Raw genomic sequence first — 19406 nt, 5'->3', positions numbered from 1 at the left:
TCAACGTCGTCTGGATCCCCCGCAGCTCGGCAAGGCCCTTCAGGCGGCCGATGCAGGAGTAGCCGGGGTTCACGCGTTTGCCGATGTCGTCGATGATGGCGTGGCCGTGGTCGGGGCGCATGGGGATCTGCCAGTCCTCCCGACCCTCGTCGCGCCGGCGTGCCTCCTCGCGCATCAGGCCTGCCACGACGCGCACCATGTCCGTGTCGCCGCTAAGGTGCTCGGCCTCGTGGAAGGAACCATCGGCCTCCTTCGTCACATTGCGCAGATGGGCGAAATGGATCTTTGGGCCGAACCGCGCCGCCATGGCAGGCAGGTCGTTTTCGGCATTCGACCCGTAGGAGCCGGTGCACAGGGTCAGGCCGTTGGTGGGCGAGTCCACCGCGTTGAGCAGGGACTCGGCCGCCGAGGCGGAAGACACGACCCGCGGCAGGCCGAAGATCGGAAAGGCCGGATCGTCCGGGTGGATCGCCATGCGCACACCCACCTCTTCGGCCACCGGCACGACCTCGCGCAGGAAGTTGAAGAGGTTTTCGCGCAGGCCCTCCTCCGTCAGATCGTCGTAGACGGCAAGCGCCCGGCGGAAACTGTCGCGGTCGAAGATGAATTCGCGGGCTGGAACCCAGCCGATCAGGTTGGTTTCCAGTCGGGCGAGATCGCTCTCGCTCATGGCGGCAAGCCGCGCGCGCGCCGCCTCGATCCGCGCTTCGGGATGATCGGCCTCCGCGCCCTTGCGCTTGAGAACGAGGACGTCATAGGCGCAGAAATCGACGATATCGAAGCGCAGGGCGTCGCCGCCATGTGGCATGGGGGCATGCAGGTCGGTGCGCGTCCAGTCGGTGATCGCCATGAAATTGTAGCAGAGCGTCTTGATGCCCGCGGCGGCGATGGCCCGCACCGACTGCTTGTAGTTTTCGATATAGTCGCGATAACGGCCGCTGCGGGTCTTGATGTCCTCGTGGACGATCATGCTCTCGACCACGTCCCATGTGAGACCCGCCGCTTCGATCTCCGCCTTGCGCCTGGCAATCTCGTCGGCGGGCCAGGCGCGGCCGTCATTCAAGTGATGCAGCGCCGTGACGATGCCGCTCGCGCCCGCCTGGCGGACATGGGCGAGCGTCACCGTATCGTCGGGGCCGAACCAGCGCCAGGTTTCCTTCATGCGAGCATCTCCTTCACTGTGGCCTCGGCGCCATGCTGCCAGAGACGATCCAAATGGGCGGCGGCAAGATCGACGAGGCGCTCCCGCACTGCGAGGCCGGTGGCAAGGCCCGCTGCCGCAAAGGCGGCATCCACCGTGGCGCGCGCGTCGCGCGTCTGCGCGAAGATCTCCGCCAATTGCGCGTCGAGCGGATCGGTGAAGGTGCCGGCGGCCGGCGCCGCGCCGCGCGCCCTGGCGGCAGCGAGCCAGGCGGCCGGCACGAGCATCAGATGCTGGGCGGACCCGCCGGCCTCGAGCCGCTCGGCAGCCACGCTCAAAATCCGCTGCGGCAGCTTCTGGCTGCCGTCATTGGCGATTTGCGCGGTGCGATGTTTCAGCGCCGGATTGTCGAAGCGGCGCTTGAGGCTGGCCGTGTAGCTCTGGGGGTCGAGGCCGGCGCCCATCGGCAGGGAGGGGATCGCCTCGGCCCAGAGGCCGAGCACGAAACGGCGGATCAGCGGCTCGGCGAAAGCTTCGGACACGGTGGTCTTGCCGAACAGCAGACCGAGATAGGCGATTGCCGAATGCGCGCCGTTCAGCAGCCGCAGCTTCATCTCCTCGAAGGGCGCGACGTCGGCAACCATCTCCACCCCGAACCGCTCCCAGGCGGGCCGTCCCGCCGGAAAGTGATCCTCGATCACCCATTGCAGAAAGGGCTCGGTCGAAACCGGCCAGGCATCGCGAACGCCCAAGGTATCGGCAATCCGGGCGCGATCCTCGTCTGTCGTGGCGGGAACGATGCGATCGACCATGCTGGACGGACAGGCGATGCTGCTCTCCACATAGGCGCCGAGCGCCGCATCACGCGCGGTGGCGAAGGAGACAAGCAGGCGTTTGAGCGTCGCACCGTTTGATGGAAGATTGTCGCAGGAGAGGATGGTGAAGGGCGCAAGGCCCAGCGCGCGCCGGCGAACGATCGCCTCGGTCAGAAAGCCGTAGATCGTCCGCGGGTTCTCCGGCGCTGCGCGGTCATGGACGAGATCGGGATGATCCAGAGCGAGCGCGCCCGACGCGGTGCGCAGATAGGCCTTCTCGGTGACGGTCAGCGTGACGATGCGGATCGTGGAATGGGTGAGATGCGCGACCAGGGCCTGCGGCGAATCGGGGGCGACCAGGACATCGAGCAGAGACCCGACGACGGAGAGCTGTTCGCCGCCGCCATCGACCACCGCAAGCGTATAGAGCCCATCCTGCGGGGCCAGCGCGTCGCGCGTCTCGGGGCTGCGCAGCGAAGCGCCGATGATGCCCCACTCCGCCTCGCCGGCAGCCAGGCACTTGTCGACGATCGCCGCCTGATGGGCGCGATGAAAGGCGCCAAGACCAAGATGCACGATACCTGCGGTGACGCGGCTGCGATCATAGCCCGGCCGGCCAACCGTGTCCGGAAGCATCGGCAGCGTGTCATTGCATAGGCGCCGTGCGGACGCCTCCTCCGAAATCTCCATGGTTCCTCCCCCATTGAGCGTAAGGCATGAGTGCCAAAACCAGCGCAGCTCCGTCAAGCAAAAGTCATCATACAACTGGTGTTTTTTTGTATGTTGACATGATGTCGTCTTCTGCTTACCGATTGCGAAAGCCGAAGGAGGAGCGGCTGATCTCATGACCCTTGTTGCACCGGATTTGCTGTTCCCGACCGATGACGCCGCCCGCACCGTGGCGCGTGATCTCTATGCTGCGATCAAGGATCTGCCGATCATCAGCCCGCATGGTCACACCGACCCGCGCTGGTATGCCGAGAACGCCCTGTTTCCGGATCCGGCCCAGCTTCTCATCGTGCCCGACCATTATATTTTCCGCATGCTGTTCAGCCAGGGCGTGCGGCTCGAGGATCTCGGCGTGCCGACGCTCGACGGCTCGGCCGTGGAAACCGACGGCCGCAAGATCTGGCGGATCTTTGCCGAGAACTACTACCTCTTCCGCGGAACGCCGACCCGGCTCTGGCTCGATTACACCTTTGCCAACCTCTTCGGCCTCGAAGAGCCGCTGACCCCCGCCAATGCCGACCGGCACTATGATGCGATCGCAGCCTTGCTGCAGACCGACGCCTTCCGGCCGCGCGCCTTGTTCGAGCGCTTCAACATCGAGGTGATCTCGACCACGGACGGCGCGCTCGACGAGCTGTCCTCCCACCGCATGATCCGGGAAAGCGGCTGGAGCGGACGTGTCGTCCCCGCCTATCGGCCGGACGCGGTGATCGATCCGGACTTCGAAGGATTCGGCACGGCGCTCGATCGGCTTGGCGAAATCAGCGGCTGCGACACCGGCCGCTGGCAGGGCTATCTGGAAGCGCATCGTAACCGCCGCGCCTATTTCCAGTCCTTCGGGGCGACCGCCACCGATCATGGTCTCGCTTCGGCCGAGACCGCCAATCTTTCGGCGGCCGAGGCGCAGAGCCTGTTCGACAGCGTGCGCAGCGGGCGCGCGGACGAGCGGCAGCGGGCCCTGTTTCGTGCGCAGATGCTGACGGAAATGGCAAAGATGAGCGCCGAGGATGGTCTGGTCATGCAGATCCACCCTGGCTCCTGGCGCAACCATTCGCCGACGATCTTCAAGAAGTTCGGACGTGACAAGGGTTTCGATATCCCAACGCAGACCGATTATGTCCGGGCGCTGAAGCCCATGCTGGACGCCGTCGGAACCGACCCGCGCGTGTCGATCATTCTCTTCACGCTCGACGAGACGAGCTATGCCCGGGAACTCGCGCCCCTGGCCGGCGTCTATCCGGCGCTGAAGCTCGGGCCCGCCTGGTGGTTCCATGACAGCCCCGAAGGCATGCGCCGCTTCCGCGAGATGACGACGGAAACGGCCGGCTTCTACAACACGGTCGGCTTCAACGACGACACCCGCGCCTTCCCCTCGATCCCCGCCCGCCACGATGTCGCGCGACGGGTGGATTGCGCCTTCCTGGCGCGCCTCGTGGCCGAGCACCGGCTTGGGGAAGAGGAGGCCCATGATCTCGCACAGGCGCTGACCTACGGGCTCGCCAAGGGGGCCTACAAGCTGTGAGGCCCTGAACAACACCACGCAACAGCAGGCGAAAGCCTGCCAACTGGGAGGAGACAATGTTGCATATCACCAAACTCTGGACGGGCGTCGCGCTCGCTTCGCTTCTGATGCTGGGCAGCGCCTCGGCGCAGACGGTGCTCAAATCCTCGGATACGCATCCGGATGGCTATCCGACGGTGGAAGGCGTCAAGTATTTCGGTGCGCTGATCAAGGAGCGCACGGCCGGCCGCTATGCGGTCGAGGTCTACCACTCCGCCCAGCTCGGCGAAGAAAAGGACACGATCGAGCAGGTCCGCTCCGGCGTCATCGAGCTCAACCGCGTCTCCATGGCGCCCTTCAACGGCACGGTGAAGGAAACCATCGTTCCGGCTCTGCCCTATATCTTCCGTTCCGAAGAGCACATGCACAAGGTCATGGACGGGCCGATCGGCGACCAGATCAAGGCCGCCTTCGAGCCGGCCGGCCTGGTCGCACTCGCCTTCTATGATGCGGGCGCCCGCTCCTTCTACAATGCCAACAAGCCGATCAAGACGGTTGAGGACATGAAGGGCCTGAAGTTCCGCGTCATCCAGTCGGACATCTTCGTCGACATGGTGGCCGCGCTCGGTGCCAATGCGACGCCGATGCCTTACGGCGAGGTCTATTCCTCGATCGAGACCGGCGTCATCGACGGGGCGGAGAACAACTTCCCGAGCTTCGATACCGCCAAGCACTATGAAGTCGCCAAGAACTTCTCGCTCGACGAGCACACGATCCTCCCCGAGGTCTTCGTGATGAACAAGGCGGCCTTCGACCAGCTGACGCCGGAGGACCAGGCGCTCTTCAAGCAGGCGGCCAAGGACAGCGTCGCCAAGCAGCGCGAGCTCTGGGCCGCCAAGACGCAGGAATCGCGCGCGGCCGTCGAAAAGGCGGGGGCTCAGATCAACGAAGTCGAAAAGCAGGGCTTCATCGACGCGATGAAGCCTGTCTACGAAAAGCACATCACCGATGACGTGTTGAAGAAGCTCGTCGCCGACGTGCAGGCGGTGCAGTAACCACTCCGCGGCTGCCTGCTGGCCGTTTGAAGGCCAGCGGGCCGCCGTGTGTCCATTGTCCAGAGCTTGCATGCCCGTTCCCTCCGCGCGGAGGGAAGGTCAGGAGACAGCCGAACCATGTCCACCACCCTCAAGACCGGCATTCCAGTCCTTACGAAACTGAACACGGCCGCGCTCTATATTGCCGGCGCCGGTCTCGTCGCCATGACGGCCATCGTCGCCTGGCAGGTCTTCTGCCGCTATGTGCTGAACGATTCGCCCAGCTGGACCGAGCCCGGTGCGGTGATCCTCATGAGCTGGTTCATCTTTCTCGGCGCCGCTGTCGGCGTGCGGGAGAACAACCACATGGGCTTCGACGTGCTGCTCTATGTCCTGCCGCGGGCCGGCAAGAAGTGGCTGCGGATGATTTCCGACATCGTCATCTTCGCCTTCGGCCTGGGGATGATCTGGTATGGGGCCAAGCTCGTCAGCCTGACCTTTGCAACCCGGCTGCCGGCGCTCGGCATTTCCGGTGCCTGGGACTATGCGCCGCTGATCGGCGGCGGCCTGCTCATCGTGCTCTTCTCGCTCGAACGGATTCTGATGCGCCTGTCCGGCGCGCCGATCGACGAGGCGCTGGACGAGCTGGCGCCCACCGAAATCGCCGTCGAACTCGAAAATATCGAAGACGTCCGCAAGGACGCCGCCACGCTCGGCGCGAGCAGCCGTCCGCCCGTGGCGAAGGGGAATTGAACCGATGGAACTCTGGATCCTGTTCGGCAGCTTCACGCTTCTGATGCTGATCGGCACGCCGATCGCCTTCTGCCTCGGCGTGTCGAGCCTGGCCACCGTCCTCTATATGGGCCTGCCGCCGCTTGTGGTGTTCCAGCGCCTGAACTCCGGCATGAGCGTCTTCTCGATGCTCGCCATCCCCTTCTTCATCTACTCCGGCGACCTGATGGTGCGTGGCGGCATTGCCGGGCGCATCGTCGCCTTCGCCGCCTCGATCGTCGGGCATCTGCGCGGCGGGCTCGGCCAGGTGAACATCCTCACCTCGACGCTGTTCGGCGGCATCTCCGGCTCGGCGGTCGCCGAGGCCGCGGCCGTGGGCGGGCTGATGATCCCGCAGATGAAGGCCCGCGGCTATGGCGCCGATTATGCGGTCAACGTCACCTCCATGGCAGCGCTGATCGCTCTCCTTCTGCCGCCCTCGCACAACATGATCATCTATTCGATCTCGGCCGGCGGCAAGATCTCGATCGCCGATCTCTTCACCGCCGGCGTCGTACCGGGCCTGCTCTTTGCCGCGGTGCTGATGGTCACGGCCTATATCGTTGCCCGCAAGCGAGGCTATCCGACAGAGCGGTTCCCCGGCTTTGCTGCCGTGCTCCATCTGCTTGCCATCGCTCTTCCTGGCCTGCTGCTGATCGCCATCATCTTCGGCGGCGTGCGCTCCGGCATCTTCACGGCGACCGAAAGCTCCTGCATCGCCGTCATCTATGCGCTTCTCGTCACGCTGCTGATCTACCGGCAGCTGAGCTGGCAGGATTTCGTGCATGCGACGATGGGGGCCGTGCGCACCACGGCCATGGTGCTGCTCATCATCGGCTGCGCGGCCGCCTTCTCCTGGCTCATGGCCTTCCTGCGCGTGCCGGCCACGCTGGTCGCCTGGATGCAGACCCTGTCGGACAATCCGATCATGATCCTGCTCCTGCTCAATGTGCTGATGCTGGTGCTCGGCACCTTCATGGACATGGGCCCGACGATCATCATCACCACGCCGATCTTCCTGCCGATCGCCACCGCCTATGGTGTCGACCCCGTCCATTTCGGCGTGATCATGATCCTGAACTACGGTATCGGCTTGAACACGCCACCCGTCGGCGGCGTGCAGTTCGTCGCCTGCGCGGTGGGAAAGATATCGGTCTGGGAAGCCATGCGCTCCATCTGGCCCTTCTACGGGGCGGGCATCGTGGTTCTTCTTCTTGTCACCTATATTCCGGCTCTCTCGCTCTGGCTGCCGAGCGTGTTCAAATAGGGCCTTTGGAGTGGAACGACGATGAGCGGACAACCGGCGGATATGAAGGTCGAGCGAAAGCCGAAACTCTCCGAAAACGTGGCGCAGGCGCTGCGCTCGCAGATCCTGGCCGGCGATTTCCAGGTGGGCGAACGGCTGCCGACCGAACAGCGCATGACCGAGATCTTCGGCGTCAGCCGCACCGTGGTCCGCGAAGCGGTGGCAGCCCTTGCTGCCGACAATCTGGTCGAGGCCCGGCACGGGGCGGGCGTCTTCGTGCTTGGTCACCCGACCCACAAGATCAGCGCGCTGACGGCCGATATGGGCAACCGGATCAGCCAGGCGGTGAACGTGCTCGAGGTCCGCATGGGCATCGAGATCGAAAGTGCGGGCCTTGCCGCAGGCCGCCGCAGCCCTTCGCAGGAGGCCCGCATCCAGGAGGCCTTCTTCGAGTTCGAACATCTTCTCAAGGAGGGACAGCCGACCGGCAAGGCCGACTTCGCCTTCCACCGCGAGATCGCCTCGGCCACCAACAACCCCTTCTATGTCGAGATCCTCGACGCGCTTGGCGACCGCACGATCCCCTGCGACCGGAACTCGCCCTGGTATTCGGTCGAGGTTCTTTCGACCGACTATCTGGCCGGCCTGCAGCGGGAGCATCTGCGCATCCTGCAGGCGATTTCCGCCGGCGATGCCGATGGCGCGCGCGACGCCATGCGCGCCCATCTGCTCGCCGCCCAGGAGCGCTATCGCAAGCGGCTCTCCGGCCAGCAATCCGACTACACGATGAACGCGGCGCCACCTGCCCGGATCCGAACCTTTTGAACCACGGAAGAAGAGTGACATGACAACCGAATACAGCACCCGTTTCGCGATCGACCCCGCCGCCGCCGCCATGATGGGTACGGACGAGTTGCGTCACCATTTCCATGTCGGCCCGCTGTTCGTGCCCGGCCAGATCACCCTCACCTACACCCACTACGACCGGATGATCGTCGGCGGCGCCATACCTGCCGAAACCGCCCTGCCGCTCGAGACGATCAAGCCGAACGGCACCAAGTCCTTCCTCGAGCGCCGCGAGCTCGTGGCCGTCAATATCGGCGGCGCGGGCGAGATCACCGTCGGCGAGACGACCTATCCGCTCGGCACGCGCGACATGCTCTATGTCGGCATGGGAGAAACGGTCCGCTTTGCCTCGACGAATGCGGACGCGCCGGCCAAGTTCTATCTGCTTTCCGCCCCCGCCCATCGCAACTGCCCGACGCGGCTGATCACGCTCGCCGATGCCAAGCGCCTCGACCTCGGCGCCCAGGAAACCTCGAACGAGCGCTCGATCTTCCAGTTCACCACGACCGTCGAGACCTGCCAGATCGTCGTCGGCATGACCCAGCTTGCCAAGGGCTCGGTCTGGAACACCATGCCGGCGCATGTGCACGACCGGCGGATGGAAGCCTATCTCTATTTCGATCTCGCCGACACGGCCCGCGTCTTCCACTTCATGGGCGAACCCTCGGAAACACGCCATATCGTCATGGCCAATGAAGAGGCCGTCCTCTCCCCCGCCTGGTCGATCCACTCCGGCTGCGGCACCTCCAACTACGCCTTCATCTGGGCCATGGCCGGCGACAATGTCGACTACACGGACGTCGATGCTGTTGCGATTGGAGATATGCGGTAGATGACGCCTTCTGGAAGGCAGTCCGCGCCATGAGTGGCAAAAGCAAGCGGCGTGCTGGAATCCTGGGGCTTGGCATGGCGGCAGCGCCGCATGTGTTGAGTTTGCTCGACCTTTCGGACCGGGTAACCGTCGTTGGGGCGTTCGCACCGAGTGAAGCGCGCCGCACGGCGTTCGGGGCGCGTTTCGGGCTGCCGGTGGTGGAGACGGCCGAGGCGCTGTTCGACGATCCGTCGATCGATTATCTCGTCGTTCTGACCCCGCCCAACACGCATCTCGACCTGGTGGAGCGCGCCGCGCGGACGGGCAAGGCGGTGCTGCTCGAAAAGCCGCTGGAGGTGACGCTGGAACGGTCGCGCCAGCTGGTGGCGGCTGCGGCGCGGATCCCGCTCGGCATCACCTTCCAGCGCCGGTTTCGTCCCTCCTTCATGGAGACAGCCCGGCTCATGCGGGACGGCGCGCTGGGCGAGATCGTCTCCGCCACGATGGCGCTCGGCAACTGGCGACCACAGGCCTATTACGACGAGCCTGGCCGCGGGACTTGGGCGCGCGACGGCGGCGGTGTGCTGCTGACGCAGGCGATCCACACGATCGATCAGTTCATCGCGCTTGTCGGATTGCCGACCGACGTCTCTGCGCTTGCCGTTACCAGTGCGGTGCACCGGATGGAGACGGAAGATCTGGTCCATGCGACGCTGCGGTTCGCGGGCGGGGCGATCGGCGCGCTCAGCGCCACCACCGCCGCCTATCCCGGCCTGCCGGATCGCATCCAGCTTTTCGGAACCCGAGGCTCGGCCCTGCTCGAGGGCGACGGCGCGCGGGTGCAGCTGATGGACGGGGGCACGTTTGCCTGGTCGGACACCGACGGCGGCAGCGGCGCGGACCCGATGGCCTTCTCGCACCACAACCATCTGGCGCTGCACCGGGATTTTCTCGACGCGCTCGACCAGGGTTCGGCGCCATCGGCCAGTGCCGACGATGCGCTTGCCGCCCACCGCCTGATCGATGCGATCCTGCGGTCGGCGGAAACGGGGTGCTGGGCACGGCTCGATGCGGACGTGCCGCTGCCGGGATGAAGCGGACGCGGACGTGTTAGCCCTGAACTCAGCGAAGAGCGCCGCAGACCGGCCGTCGCGCTCGGCGGATCGCAGGGCGCGCACACGCTCAACCAGGATCTCTCCGTCCGGATGATCGCTTCGGCGACGGCCAGGCGAAAGGGTCCCGCGCACGGATTGACCTCGGCAGCCTGCGGCCCATTTGCTGGGTCATGAGCAAGAGCAAGCCCGCCGCCGCCTTCACCCGCAGCTTCGCGCTGCCGACAACGGCCACGCTCGGTTCGGCGCTGCGGGCGAAGGGCCTGCTGCAGGAACTGCGCGCGCGGCTCGGCGGCAAGGCACATCGGGCGCTGGCGCTCGATGGCATGGCGCTGACGCTCTCGATGGGCGAAGAGGACGAGGATGCGTTCTCGGCGCTGGAAACACGGCTCGCCGCGCTGCTGCCGACCCTTGATAGTCTGCCGGTGCTTCCGCGCGAGATCGAGGATATTCTGACGATCACCACAAGCGAGCGGCGGCGTTGGCTGGAAGACGGGCGTCTGGTCAGCGCCGGAACACGCACGATCCGGCTGCGCGGCCGGGCGAAGGCGATCACCTTTCACGTGTTCGATCCCCGCCAGGTCGAGGCGCTGCTCGATCAGGGCACCGTCGACACCTGGCGCGAGGACGACGTCCTCGCCCGGGAAGAGAACCGCCAGAAGGCTGCGGAACGGCGGCGACTGACCAAGCGCGTCAAGGCAGCCAGGGACGAAAGCATCAACCGGGAGCGCAGCCCAGCGAACGACCTGAAGGGCTTCGAGCAGTTCTTCAAGGACGGCCTGCTGCGCTGACCGTCTCCGGACGAGGCGGGACCGCCGCCCTCGTGGAAATCTGCGTCAGAGCGCGTGCTCTTCCTCAAGCGTCAGGTCGCGCAGCAGCCGATGGATCTCCTCCCCGCTTAGGCGGGCTGGATCAAAGCCGCTTGCGGTGGCGATGCCGGAGAAGCGGGCCGCATCCCTGTCCGAAAGCCCGATGAAGCCCATGGCCCAGTTGGGAAAGGAGCGATGCTCCACCGGATCGAAGGCCAGAAGCGAGACATCGCTGTGGCGTTCGTCCTGCTGGATGCGCTCGAAGGTCGCCTCGACCGCTTCGAGCGGCCCTTCCAAGACCTGGGCGAAGCAGCCGGCATTGAACAGCAGGGCGCCGGTGATGGCATCGCGGGCATTGTTGGCCCGGCTCCTGGCCAGAATGTCATCGACCGCGGACTGAAAGCTTGAAGCATCGGCGGAGACATGGTTGCGGCTGTAATAGACGAGGCGGTGAAGGCGGTCGGTCATCGGGCAGTCTCGCTCACGGTGTCGGGGTTGGATCGGCTCAGGAAGTCCGCAATCTTCGCCGGCTGCATCGGCCGCCCGGTCAGGTAGCCCTGAACGTGGGTGCAGCGCTCGCTGCGGATCCGGGCCAGTTGCTCCGCGGTCTCCACGCCTTCGGCGGTGATCGCCATGCCGAGGCTGGTGCCGAGGCTCGCCACCGCCTTGAGGATGGCCTCGCTGTCGGCACTGTCGGTGGCGACGAAGGACCGGTCGATCTTGATCTTGCTGAAGGGGAATTTCTGCAGATAGGCGAGCGAGGAATAGCCGGTGCCGAAATCGTCCATCGAGATCTTCACGCCGAGATCGCGCAGGGCGGCAAGCGTCACCAGCACATTGTCGGTATCGTCAAGAAGCGCACCTTCGGTGATCTCGATCTCCAGCCGGTGCGCCGGAAGGCCCGAGCGGGCGAGCGCCGCGGAAACGGTGTCCAGCAGCGTATCGGCCTTGAACTGAAGCGGCGAGACATTGACCGCGATGATCATCTCGTCCGGCCAGGTCGCCGCCTCGATGCAGGCCTGGCGCAGCACCCACTCGCCGATCTTGACGATCAGCCCGTTCTCCTCGGCCAGCGGAATGAACTGCAGCGGCGGAATGTTGCCCTTGACCGGATGGGTCCAGCGCAACAAGGCCTCGAAGCCGATGACCCGATCGGTCGACAGATCGACGAACGGCTGGTAGCTGAGCTCGAACTGCTTGAGCGCCAAAGCCCGCCGCAGATCGATCTCCATTTCACGGCGCTCCTGCAGGCCGGTGTCCATGCTGGCCTCGAAGGTGCGGAACCGGCCGCGGCCAGCCCTCTTCGCCTCGTACAGTGCGAGATCCGCATTGCGCAGCAGATCGCGCGCCTGCGCCGCTTCGGCCCGCAGCGCCACGCCGACGCTGGCTCCGATGTTGATCGTATGGCCGCTCAGGACATAGGTTCTGCCGACCAGATCGACGATGCGCGCGGCGAGCCGCTCGGCAGCCGCATCGTCCTCGACATCGCGCTGCAGGATGACGAATTCGTCGCCGCCCAGACGCGCGACCAGATCGCTCTTGCGGCAGGCCGCGGTCAGGCGGTCGGCCACCTTCTTGAGCAGAAGATCGCCCACCGCATGGCCGAGCGTATCATTGACCGTCTTGAATCGATCGAGATCGACGCAATGGACGGCAACGGTGGCAGCACCCGCATCCTGCTCCAGAGCCGCGGCGAGATGGGCCATCAGCGTGTTGCGCTTGGCAAGACCCGTCAGCTCGTCGCGGTCGATGGCGATCAAATTCGCCTCGGCCGCCGGCGCGAGCCTCAGATCCACGACGAAGCCGCCATCGGCAAGTGCTGCGAGCGTGACATCGTAAGTCTCGTTGCGCCGGCAGGCGAGACGGAGGACGACCGGCCCGCTCTGCGATGCGCCGGACAGGGTGAAGCCCGGCATCAGGTCGCGAAGATTGAGGCCGACCACCCAGCCTTCGAAGACAGCCTCGGCCGCATCATTGGCATAGACCACGACACCCTCCTCATCGAGCGCCAGAACAGGGCGCGGCAGGGCGGCGAGAATATGCTGCGGACTGGGCGGGCTGGCGAGGCGGGCGACAGGATCCGGCGAAAGAGGGCTGTGCGTGTTCATGCTGACTCAACCATTGCGATGGAGCCAGTCATAGGGTGCAAAAGGTTAGCGGATACTGACCTTTTGCCGCCGCTCATCCGCTTCGTTCGGTAGAGTCGCCAAAGGGTTAACCGCTGTGCCCCCCGATGATGAGCGAGTTATCAAGGGTCGCACAGGTCGGAAGGGTTCCGTTCCGCCGCGTCAGTCGTGGCTGCACAGGAAGTCCGAGACCGTGGAGAGGCAGAGATCCTGTTCCTCGACATGCGGCATATGGCTCGACTGCTCGAAAACCACCCAGCGCGCGTGGGGGATGGTCTCGACATAGGGACGGACAACCAGCGGCGTTGCCTCGTCATGGCGCCCCGAAAGCACCAGCGTCGGTGCGGTGATGCTGTGAAGGCGGTCCTCGATCGTCCAGTCCTTCATCGTGCCGATCACATGGAATTCGGTCGGGCCGTTCATGGTGCGGTAGACGGTGTTGTCCTCCTCCATGATCGCGAAGGTGCGCGAGACCTCCGCGGGCCACGGCACGACCCGGCAGACATGCCTGTCATAGAACACGCGCGACGCAGCGATGTAATCCGGATGGGTCAGGGTCCCCGCCTGTTCATGGAGCATAAGGGTGGCCTGCACATCGTCGGGAAGTGCGCCGCGCAACCGGTTGGCTTCGGCGACCCAAGTCTTCATGTTTGCCGGCGAGTTGGCAAGCACCAGCGCCTTCAGCCCGGCCGGCTGGCGAACTGCATGTTCCGCCCCCAGCATCCCACCCCAGGATTGGCCGAGATAGGCATAGCGATCGCCGATGCCGAGATGAGCGATCAGGGCGTCGAGTTCGTCCAGGAACAGGGAGACCGTCCAGAAATCAGCGCCCTTGTCCGGCAGCCGCGTGGATTTGCCGTTGCCGAGCTGGTCGTAATGAATGACCGCACGCCCATCGAGCGCGGCGATATGCTTGAAGGAATCGACATAATCATGGGTGCAGCCGGGGCCGCCATGCGCGACGATGAGCGGCAGCGGGCCCGAGGCGAGCGATCCGGTGACACGGTACCATGTCTGGTACCCACGGAATGGAACATAGCCTTCCTGCGATGCGATCCTGTCCACGTCCGCTCCCTGTTCTGACGACGGAAAGCCGGACTATAGCGAGGGCGTGGCGCGCCCGGGACCTATCACGACTTATAGGATGGGGGCTCGTCGAGCAGGTGATAGTGGGCGGCGCGGGCGACCGCCTCGGTCCTGTTCTTCGCCCCAAGCTTGCGGGCGGCGGAATTGAGATGCATCACCACGGTCGGCACCGATCGGTCGATGATGCGCGAGACCTCCTTGGCGGAAAGCCCATGCGAGGAATAGCGCAGGCATTCGCGTTCCCGCTTGGTCAGCCGCACGCCGGATCCGTTTCGCACCGGCTCGTCGAACAGCTCGTCGGCAGCCTCGTGGAAGATCTGCGCGAGAAGGCCGAATTCTGCGAGCCTGTGCAGGGCTTCGGCCATGAAGTCGCGCCTCGCGCCGTAGCGCACGCCGGTCACCGTCGCATAATCGCCCTGCGGCCGGTGAACCGGCACCGTGACGCCCGAGAGCATGTCATGCGCGTGCAGGAAGTCGCAGACCGGCTTCGTCTCGTCGGTCAGGAGACGGCTGATGCGCGTCTCCACCCCCGGGTCATAGCTCCAGAAGAACGGAACCGAGGTTTGCGTCGCGAGACGCTGCACCGGATCGATGCGGAAATATTCGCGGTCGCACCAGTAGTCGTGCATGTCCCCCGCGACATTGCGCAGTTTCAGCAGGGTGGGAATACCGATCCGCCCGTCGAGGCCGGCGGTGGACGGCGTGTAATCATAGATCAGCCCATCGAAGCCCATTGCCTGCATAAGGGCAAAGGCCTCGTCGATCCGTCCATCGAGCGTGTCGCGCGCCGAGAAACGAGCGGCGACCGACGCCATGTCCTGAAGCATCCGAACCTCCGCTGACCAGTGCCGGCACCCTATCACTTTTTATAGCTGGCAGGCAGGTGGCAATGCGTTGAAATTAGCCATGCTGAAAAAACGGTCAAGACAGGATCGAGAGGCGGGGATCAAGCATGTGGCGTGAGATGAGTCCGGACGAACGGATCGAGGTCGAGGTCGATGGGTTCAAACTCGTCGCTTACAGTTTCGGCAGCGGAGAGGAGACCATTCTCTGCCTGAACGGCGGTCCGGGCCTGCCCTGCGACTATCTGCGCGATGCCCATTCCTGTCTGGTCGACCGGGGATACCGCGTCGTGGCCTTCGACCAGCTCGGCACCGGGGCCTCGGATCGCCCGACGGATGCCGCGCTGTGGACGATCGAGCGCTATGTGGAGGAAACCGAAACGGTGCGCCGGGCGCTCGGTCTCGGCCGTGTTCACCTGCTCGGCCATTCCTGGGGCGGGTGGCTCGCCATCGACTATGCATTGAAGTATCAACAGAATTTGAAGACATTGATCCTCGAGGACACTGTCGCCGACATGCCGCATCTGATAGCCGAGCTTGACCGGTTGCGCGCAGCACTCGGATCGGAAACGGTGGCGATGATGCAGAAGCACGAAGCGCAAGGCTCGATCGACCATCCGGAATATCTGGCAGCGATCACGCTCCTGAACTACCGCCATGTCTGCCGCCTGCCCGACTGGCCGGCACCCGTCAAACGCTCGCTCGACGACTGGAACATGGGGCCTTACGAGACGATGCAGGGGCCGAACGAATTCCTCTATACCGGCAATCTGAAGGACTGGAACCGTATCCCGGACCTTCCCCGGTTGACGCTTCCCGTGCTGATCACCGTCGGCGAACACGACGAGCTGACGCCGGCCTGCGCGATGCGCATGAAACATGCGCTGCCCAATGCCGAGCTGCATGTCTTCCGCAATGCCAGCCATATGCCGTTCTACGAGAACCCGGAGGCCTATTACCCCGCGCTGACGAACTTCCTGTCGCGCAACGGGTCCGTGCAATGACGGCGGATCCGGTCCACGCCGCGCAAGACAAGGGCAAACGCCGACCCCATGCATCGCTTTAAGTTCGTTCTCTACCGGCCGCTGCAGCTTTTGCCCGTGCTCCTCGGCATCAGCATCATCACCTTCGTGCTCGTGCGCCTCATTCCCGGCGATCCGGCCCGCGTCCTGCTCGGCACCAGGGCGACGCCCACGGCGATCGCGCAGATCCGCAAGCAATACGGCCTCGACGAGCCGATCTGGCTTCAATATTTCTACTTCATTCGCAACCTCGGCCACGGCGAAATGGGCAAGTCGATCCTCTACAAGATCGACGTCTTGAAGCTGGTCGCCGCGCGGATCGAGCCGACGCTGATGCTGGTGCTCACCAGCGTTCTGCTCGCCATTCTCATCGCGGTCCCGATGTCGGCGATCGCCGCGCGCCGGCAGGGCAGGCTGGCAGACCAGGCGGTCCGGGTCGTCTCGACCATGGGCATCGGCTTTCCGCCCTTCTGGCTCGCCCTGATGCTGATCATCTTCTTCAGTGTCCGGCTCGACCTCTTTCCCGTCTCCGGCTATGGCGCGACGATCGGAGACAAGCTGTGGCATCTCGCGCTGCCGAGCCTGACGGTGGCGCTGTCGCTATCGGCCGTTCTGACCCGCAGCCTGCGCGCCGCCATGATCCAGCAGCTGCGCTCGGACATCGCGACGGCGGCGCGGGCGCGCGGCATGCCGGAAAGCATCGTCTTCTGGCGGCATGTCCTGCCGAATTCCCTCGTCCCGACCATCAACCTCCTGGCCGTCAACATCGGCTGGCTGATCGGCGGCACCGTCGTCGTCGAAAGCGTCTTTGCACTGCCGGGCATGGGCCAGCTTCTGGTGCGCGCCATTTTCTCGCGCGACTACATGGTCGTCCAGGGCGTCGCCATGGTGTTTGCCTGCGCGACCGTGCTCGTCAATTTCCTCGCCGACATCATCACGGTGGCGATCGACCCGAGGGTGAAGCTATGACTGTTCCTGTCGTCGAGACACCGGCCGCACGCGCGCCCTCCAGGCTCGGCCAGCATCCGGCCCTTGCGATCGGCGCGGCGATCCTGCTGTTCTTCGTAATCCTGGCCTGTGCCGCGCCGCTTTTCGCGCCTTACGATCCGATCCTGCAGATGGCGGATCAACGGCTGCAGCCGCCCTCCCTCCTGCATCCCTTCGGCACCGACAATTTCGGGCGCGACATCCTATCGAGGGTGATCTGGGGCACGCGGATCGATCTGCAGATGGCCTTTCTGGGCGTCGTCTTCCCCTTCGTCATCGGAACCCTGATCGGCACGCTGGCCGGCTTTTTCGGCGGCATCGTCGATGCGGTGCTGATGCGCATCATCGACATTATCCTCGCCTTTCCCTTCCTGGTCCTGATGCTCTCGATCATCGCCATTCTCGGTCCGGGCCTTACCAGTTTCTACATCGCCATGGCGCTGGTCGGCTGGGTCTCCTATGCCCGGCTGGTGCGCGCGCAGATCCTGGTGCTGAAGAACAGCGACTATGCGGTCGCGGCCGTCAGCCTCGGCTTCGGCAAGATGCGCATCATGTTCCGCCATCTCCTGCCGAACGCGATCGCCGGCTCCCTCGTTTTCGTCATGTCGGATGCGGTCCTCGTGCTCCTGAGTGGGGCGGCCATCAGCTATCTCGGACTCGGCGTTCAGCCGCCGACGGCGGAATGGGGGATCATGGTGGCGGAGGGCCAGCCCTTCGTGACCACGGCCTGGTGGATCACCCTCTTCCCGGGACTGTCGATCGTGTTTCTCGCCTTTGCCTTCAGCCTGCTCGGCGATGGCCTGGGTGACTTCGCCGGAGTCCAGGAATGACCGCGCCGCTCCTCTCGATCCGCGATCTCGTCGTCACCTTGAACGGCGTCACGCCGCAGAAGACCCTGATCGATCATGTCAGCGTCGATCTCGCGCAGGGCGAAATTCTCGGTCTCGTCGGCGAAAGCGGTTCCGGCAAGAGCCTGCTCTGCCGCGCCGTCATGGGTCTTCTTCCTTCCCGCAGGCTGTCGGTCGATCATGGAACGGTGGACCTGGCCGGTCGCGACCTCGTGACGGCGACACCGGCCGAGATGCTGGCGGTGCGCGGCAGCGAGATCGGCATGATCTTTCAAAACCCGACGAGCCATCTCGATCCCGTGATGAAGATCGGCGACCAGATTGCCGAGGGCATCCGGTTCCACCAGGGCGCCAGCGCGCGCGAGGCCCGCGCGGCGGCGGTGGACATGCTGATCCAGGTCGGCTTCCCCGATCCGGCCCGCCAGTACGACAACTATCCGCATGAATTCTCGGGCGGCATGCGCCAGCGGGCCATGATCGCCGCCGCCCTCTCCTGTCGCCCGAAGATCCTGATTGCCGACGAGCCGACCACGGCGCTCGATGTGACGATCCAGGCGCAGATCCTCGACCTGATCATGGCGCTGCGCGACAAGCTCTGCCTGTCGGTCATCCTCATCACCCACGATCTCGGCGTCGTCGCGCAGACCTGCGATCGAATCGCGGTCATGCGCAACGGCCGGATCGTCGAGCAGGGCGAGAAGCGGCAGATCCTGTCTTCGCCGGCACACGACTATACCCGCATGCTGATTGCCAGCCACCCGTCGCTCGCCGCGGCAGACGCGCCCGAGGCCGTTGCCGCGGCGCCGCCGACCGAAACGCCGGCGCGGCCGATGCTCGAGATCGACGACCTGCATGTGACCTTCGACAGCGGCGGCTCCTTCTTCGGCGCCCGTGGCAAGAAGGTCAGCGCGGTCAAGGGCGTCAGCCTGCGCGTCATGCCCGGCGAAACGATCGGCATCGTCGGGGAATCGGGGAGCGGAAAGAGCACGCTGGCGCGGGCCATCCTGGGGCTGGTCAAACACTCCGCCGGCCGCATCGCCTTCGACGGGATTGATCTCGCCAAAGAGCCGCGCGACGCGCTGCAGCGCCTCCGGCGCGAAACGGCGATGGTGTTCCAGGATCCGTTCAACTCGCTCAACCCGCGCCTCACCGTCGGCGAGACCCTGGGCGAGGTGTTGAAGGTCAACGGCATGGCGCCGGCCGCCATTCCGCGCCGGATCGAGGAACTGCTGGACCTCGTGCATCTCGACCGCGCCTTTGCGGGCCGCAAGCCCCGCAGCATGAGCGGCGGACAATGCCAGCGTGTCGGCATCGCCCGCGCGCTTGCGGTCAATCCGCGCCTCATCATCGCGGACGAATGCGTGGCGGCGCTGGACGTGACCATCCAGAAGCAGATCGTCGATCTCTTCGCGGAACTGAAGGCGCGCATGAACCTCACGCTGCTCTTCATCGCGCATGATCTCGCCATCGTTCGCAATCTCTGCGACCGGGTCATCGTGATGCTGCATGGCGAGGTGGTGGAAGAAGGCCCCTCCGCCCGCGTCTTCGCGCAGCCGCAGCAGCCTTATACAGCGGCCCTCATCGGGGCGATCCCCGACATCGATCCCGACAAGAGACTTCTGGCGCCCCGCCTTGCCGGCGCGCCCGCTGCAGACGCCCATCTCTAACCAAAAAAGGGGA

General features: G+C 65.0%; 17 protein-coding genes and 1 pseudogene. 12 read left to right on the top strand and 6 right to left on the bottom strand.

Going from position 1 to position 19406, the window contains the following annotated elements; all coding sequences use genetic code 11:
- Position 1 precedes the first annotated feature (1 nt).
- Positions 2-1162: pseudogene (gene uxuA / locus U8330_RS03965) on the bottom strand (mannonate dehydratase); the annotation flags it as partial.
- Complete coding sequence (locus tag U8330_RS03960; RefSeq protein WP_323103839.1) at positions 1159-2646, bottom strand: mannitol dehydrogenase family protein; 1488 nt, start codon at positions 2644-2646, stop codon at positions 1159-1161. The pseudogene uxuA and the gene U8330_RS03960, both read right to left, overlap by 4 nt.
- A gap of 154 nt (positions 2647-2800) precedes the next feature.
- Between U8330_RS03960 and uxaC the strand changes: the two genes are divergently transcribed.
- The 8 genes from uxaC to U8330_RS03920 all read left to right on the top strand — a co-directional run bounded on the left by uxaC (position 2801) and on the right by U8330_RS03920 (position 10797).
- Positions 2801-4207: a glucuronate isomerase gene (uxaC, locus tag U8330_RS03955; RefSeq protein WP_323103838.1), complete on the top strand. Its 1407-nt coding sequence runs from the start codon at positions 2801-2803 to the stop codon at positions 4205-4207.
- A gap of 107 nt (positions 4208-4314) precedes the next feature.
- Positions 4315-5241, top strand: coding sequence for a TRAP transporter substrate-binding protein (locus U8330_RS03950; RefSeq protein ID WP_416236897.1), 927 nt, complete (start codon positions 4315-4317; stop codon positions 5239-5241).
- Between the two features lie 117 nt (positions 5242-5358).
- On the top strand, positions 5359-5973 hold the full coding sequence (locus tag U8330_RS03945) for a TRAP transporter small permease (RefSeq protein WP_323103836.1): 615 nt from the start codon (positions 5359-5361) through the stop codon (positions 5971-5973).
- A gap of 4 nt (positions 5974-5977) precedes the next feature.
- Positions 5978-7258, top strand: coding sequence for a TRAP transporter large permease (locus U8330_RS03940; protein ID WP_323103835.1), 1281 nt, complete (start codon positions 5978-5980; stop codon positions 7256-7258).
- A gap of 21 nt (positions 7259-7279) precedes the next feature.
- Positions 7280-8062: a FadR/GntR family transcriptional regulator gene (locus U8330_RS03935; RefSeq protein WP_323103834.1), complete on the top strand. Its 783-nt coding sequence runs from the start codon at positions 7280-7282 to the stop codon at positions 8060-8062.
- A 19-nt stretch (positions 8063-8081) separates the two neighbouring features.
- Positions 8082-8915: a 5-dehydro-4-deoxy-D-glucuronate isomerase gene (kduI, locus tag U8330_RS03930; protein WP_323103833.1), complete on the top strand. Its 834-nt coding sequence runs from the start codon at positions 8082-8084 to the stop codon at positions 8913-8915.
- Positions 8916-8944: 29 nt separating this feature from the next.
- The gene (locus U8330_RS03925; protein WP_323103832.1) at positions 8945-9988 is read left to right on the top strand and encodes a Gfo/Idh/MocA family oxidoreductase; all 1044 of its coding nucleotides are present in this window, start codon (positions 8945-8947) and stop codon (positions 9986-9988) included.
- Positions 9989-10179: 191 nt separating this feature from the next.
- Complete coding sequence (locus U8330_RS03920) at positions 10180-10797, top strand: hypothetical protein (RefSeq protein ID WP_323103831.1); 618 nt, start codon at positions 10180-10182, stop codon at positions 10795-10797.
- 45 nt (positions 10798-10842) lie between these two features.
- On the opposite strand, the gene U8330_RS03915 is transcribed toward U8330_RS03920, so the two are convergent.
- The 4 genes from U8330_RS03915 to U8330_RS03900 all read right to left on the bottom strand — a co-directional run bounded on the left by U8330_RS03915 (position 10843) and on the right by U8330_RS03900 (position 14854).
- A complete protein-coding gene (locus U8330_RS03915; protein ID WP_323103830.1) occupies positions 10843-11283 on the bottom strand; it encodes a BLUF domain-containing protein in 441 nt (146 codons plus the stop codon).
- On the bottom strand, positions 11280-12923 hold the full coding sequence (locus U8330_RS03910) for an EAL domain-containing protein (RefSeq protein WP_323103829.1): 1644 nt from the start codon (positions 12921-12923) through the stop codon (positions 11280-11282). Before U8330_RS03910 ends, U8330_RS03915 begins: the two co-directional genes overlap by 4 nt.
- A 180-nt stretch (positions 12924-13103) precedes the next feature.
- Complete coding sequence (locus U8330_RS03905) at positions 13104-14006, bottom strand: proline iminopeptidase-family hydrolase (protein ID WP_323103828.1); 903 nt, start codon at positions 14004-14006, stop codon at positions 13104-13106.
- A gap of 65 nt (positions 14007-14071) precedes the next feature.
- Positions 14072-14854 carry a LuxR family transcriptional regulator gene (locus U8330_RS03900; protein WP_323103827.1) on the bottom strand — a complete coding sequence of 261 codons (783 nt, stop codon included), beginning with the start codon at positions 14852-14854 and terminating at the stop codon, positions 14072-14074.
- A 125-nt stretch (positions 14855-14979) separates the two neighbouring features.
- Between U8330_RS03900 and U8330_RS03895 the strand changes: the two genes are divergently transcribed.
- Genes U8330_RS03895 through U8330_RS03880 form a run of 4 tightly spaced genes read left to right on the top strand, consistent with a single transcriptional unit; the run spans position 14980 to position 19393 of the window.
- Positions 14980-15873 carry a proline iminopeptidase-family hydrolase gene (locus tag U8330_RS03895; protein WP_323103826.1) on the top strand — a complete coding sequence of 298 codons (894 nt, stop codon included), beginning with the start codon at positions 14980-14982 and terminating at the stop codon, positions 15871-15873.
- 48 nt (positions 15874-15921) lie between these two features.
- A complete protein-coding gene (locus U8330_RS03890; RefSeq protein ID WP_323103825.1) occupies positions 15922-16860 on the top strand; it encodes an ABC transporter permease in 939 nt (312 codons plus the stop codon).
- The gene (locus U8330_RS03885; RefSeq protein ID WP_323103824.1) at positions 16857-17708 is read left to right on the top strand and encodes an ABC transporter permease; all 852 of its coding nucleotides are present in this window, start codon (positions 16857-16859) and stop codon (positions 17706-17708) included. Before U8330_RS03890 ends, U8330_RS03885 begins: the two co-directional genes overlap by 4 nt.
- The gene (locus U8330_RS03880) at positions 17705-19393 is read left to right on the top strand and encodes an ABC transporter ATP-binding protein (RefSeq protein ID WP_323103823.1); all 1689 of its coding nucleotides are present in this window, start codon (positions 17705-17707) and stop codon (positions 19391-19393) included. Before U8330_RS03885 ends, U8330_RS03880 begins: the two co-directional genes overlap by 4 nt.
- Positions 19394-19406 lie beyond the last annotated feature (13 nt).

The sequence above is a fragment of the Rhizobium sp. CC-YZS058 genome, assembly GCF_034720595.1.
In the GTDB taxonomy this organism is placed as follows: domain Bacteria; phylum Pseudomonadota; class Alphaproteobacteria; order Rhizobiales; family Rhizobiaceae; genus Ferranicluibacter.
This window is presented reverse-complemented; position numbering and strand designations above follow the sequence as displayed.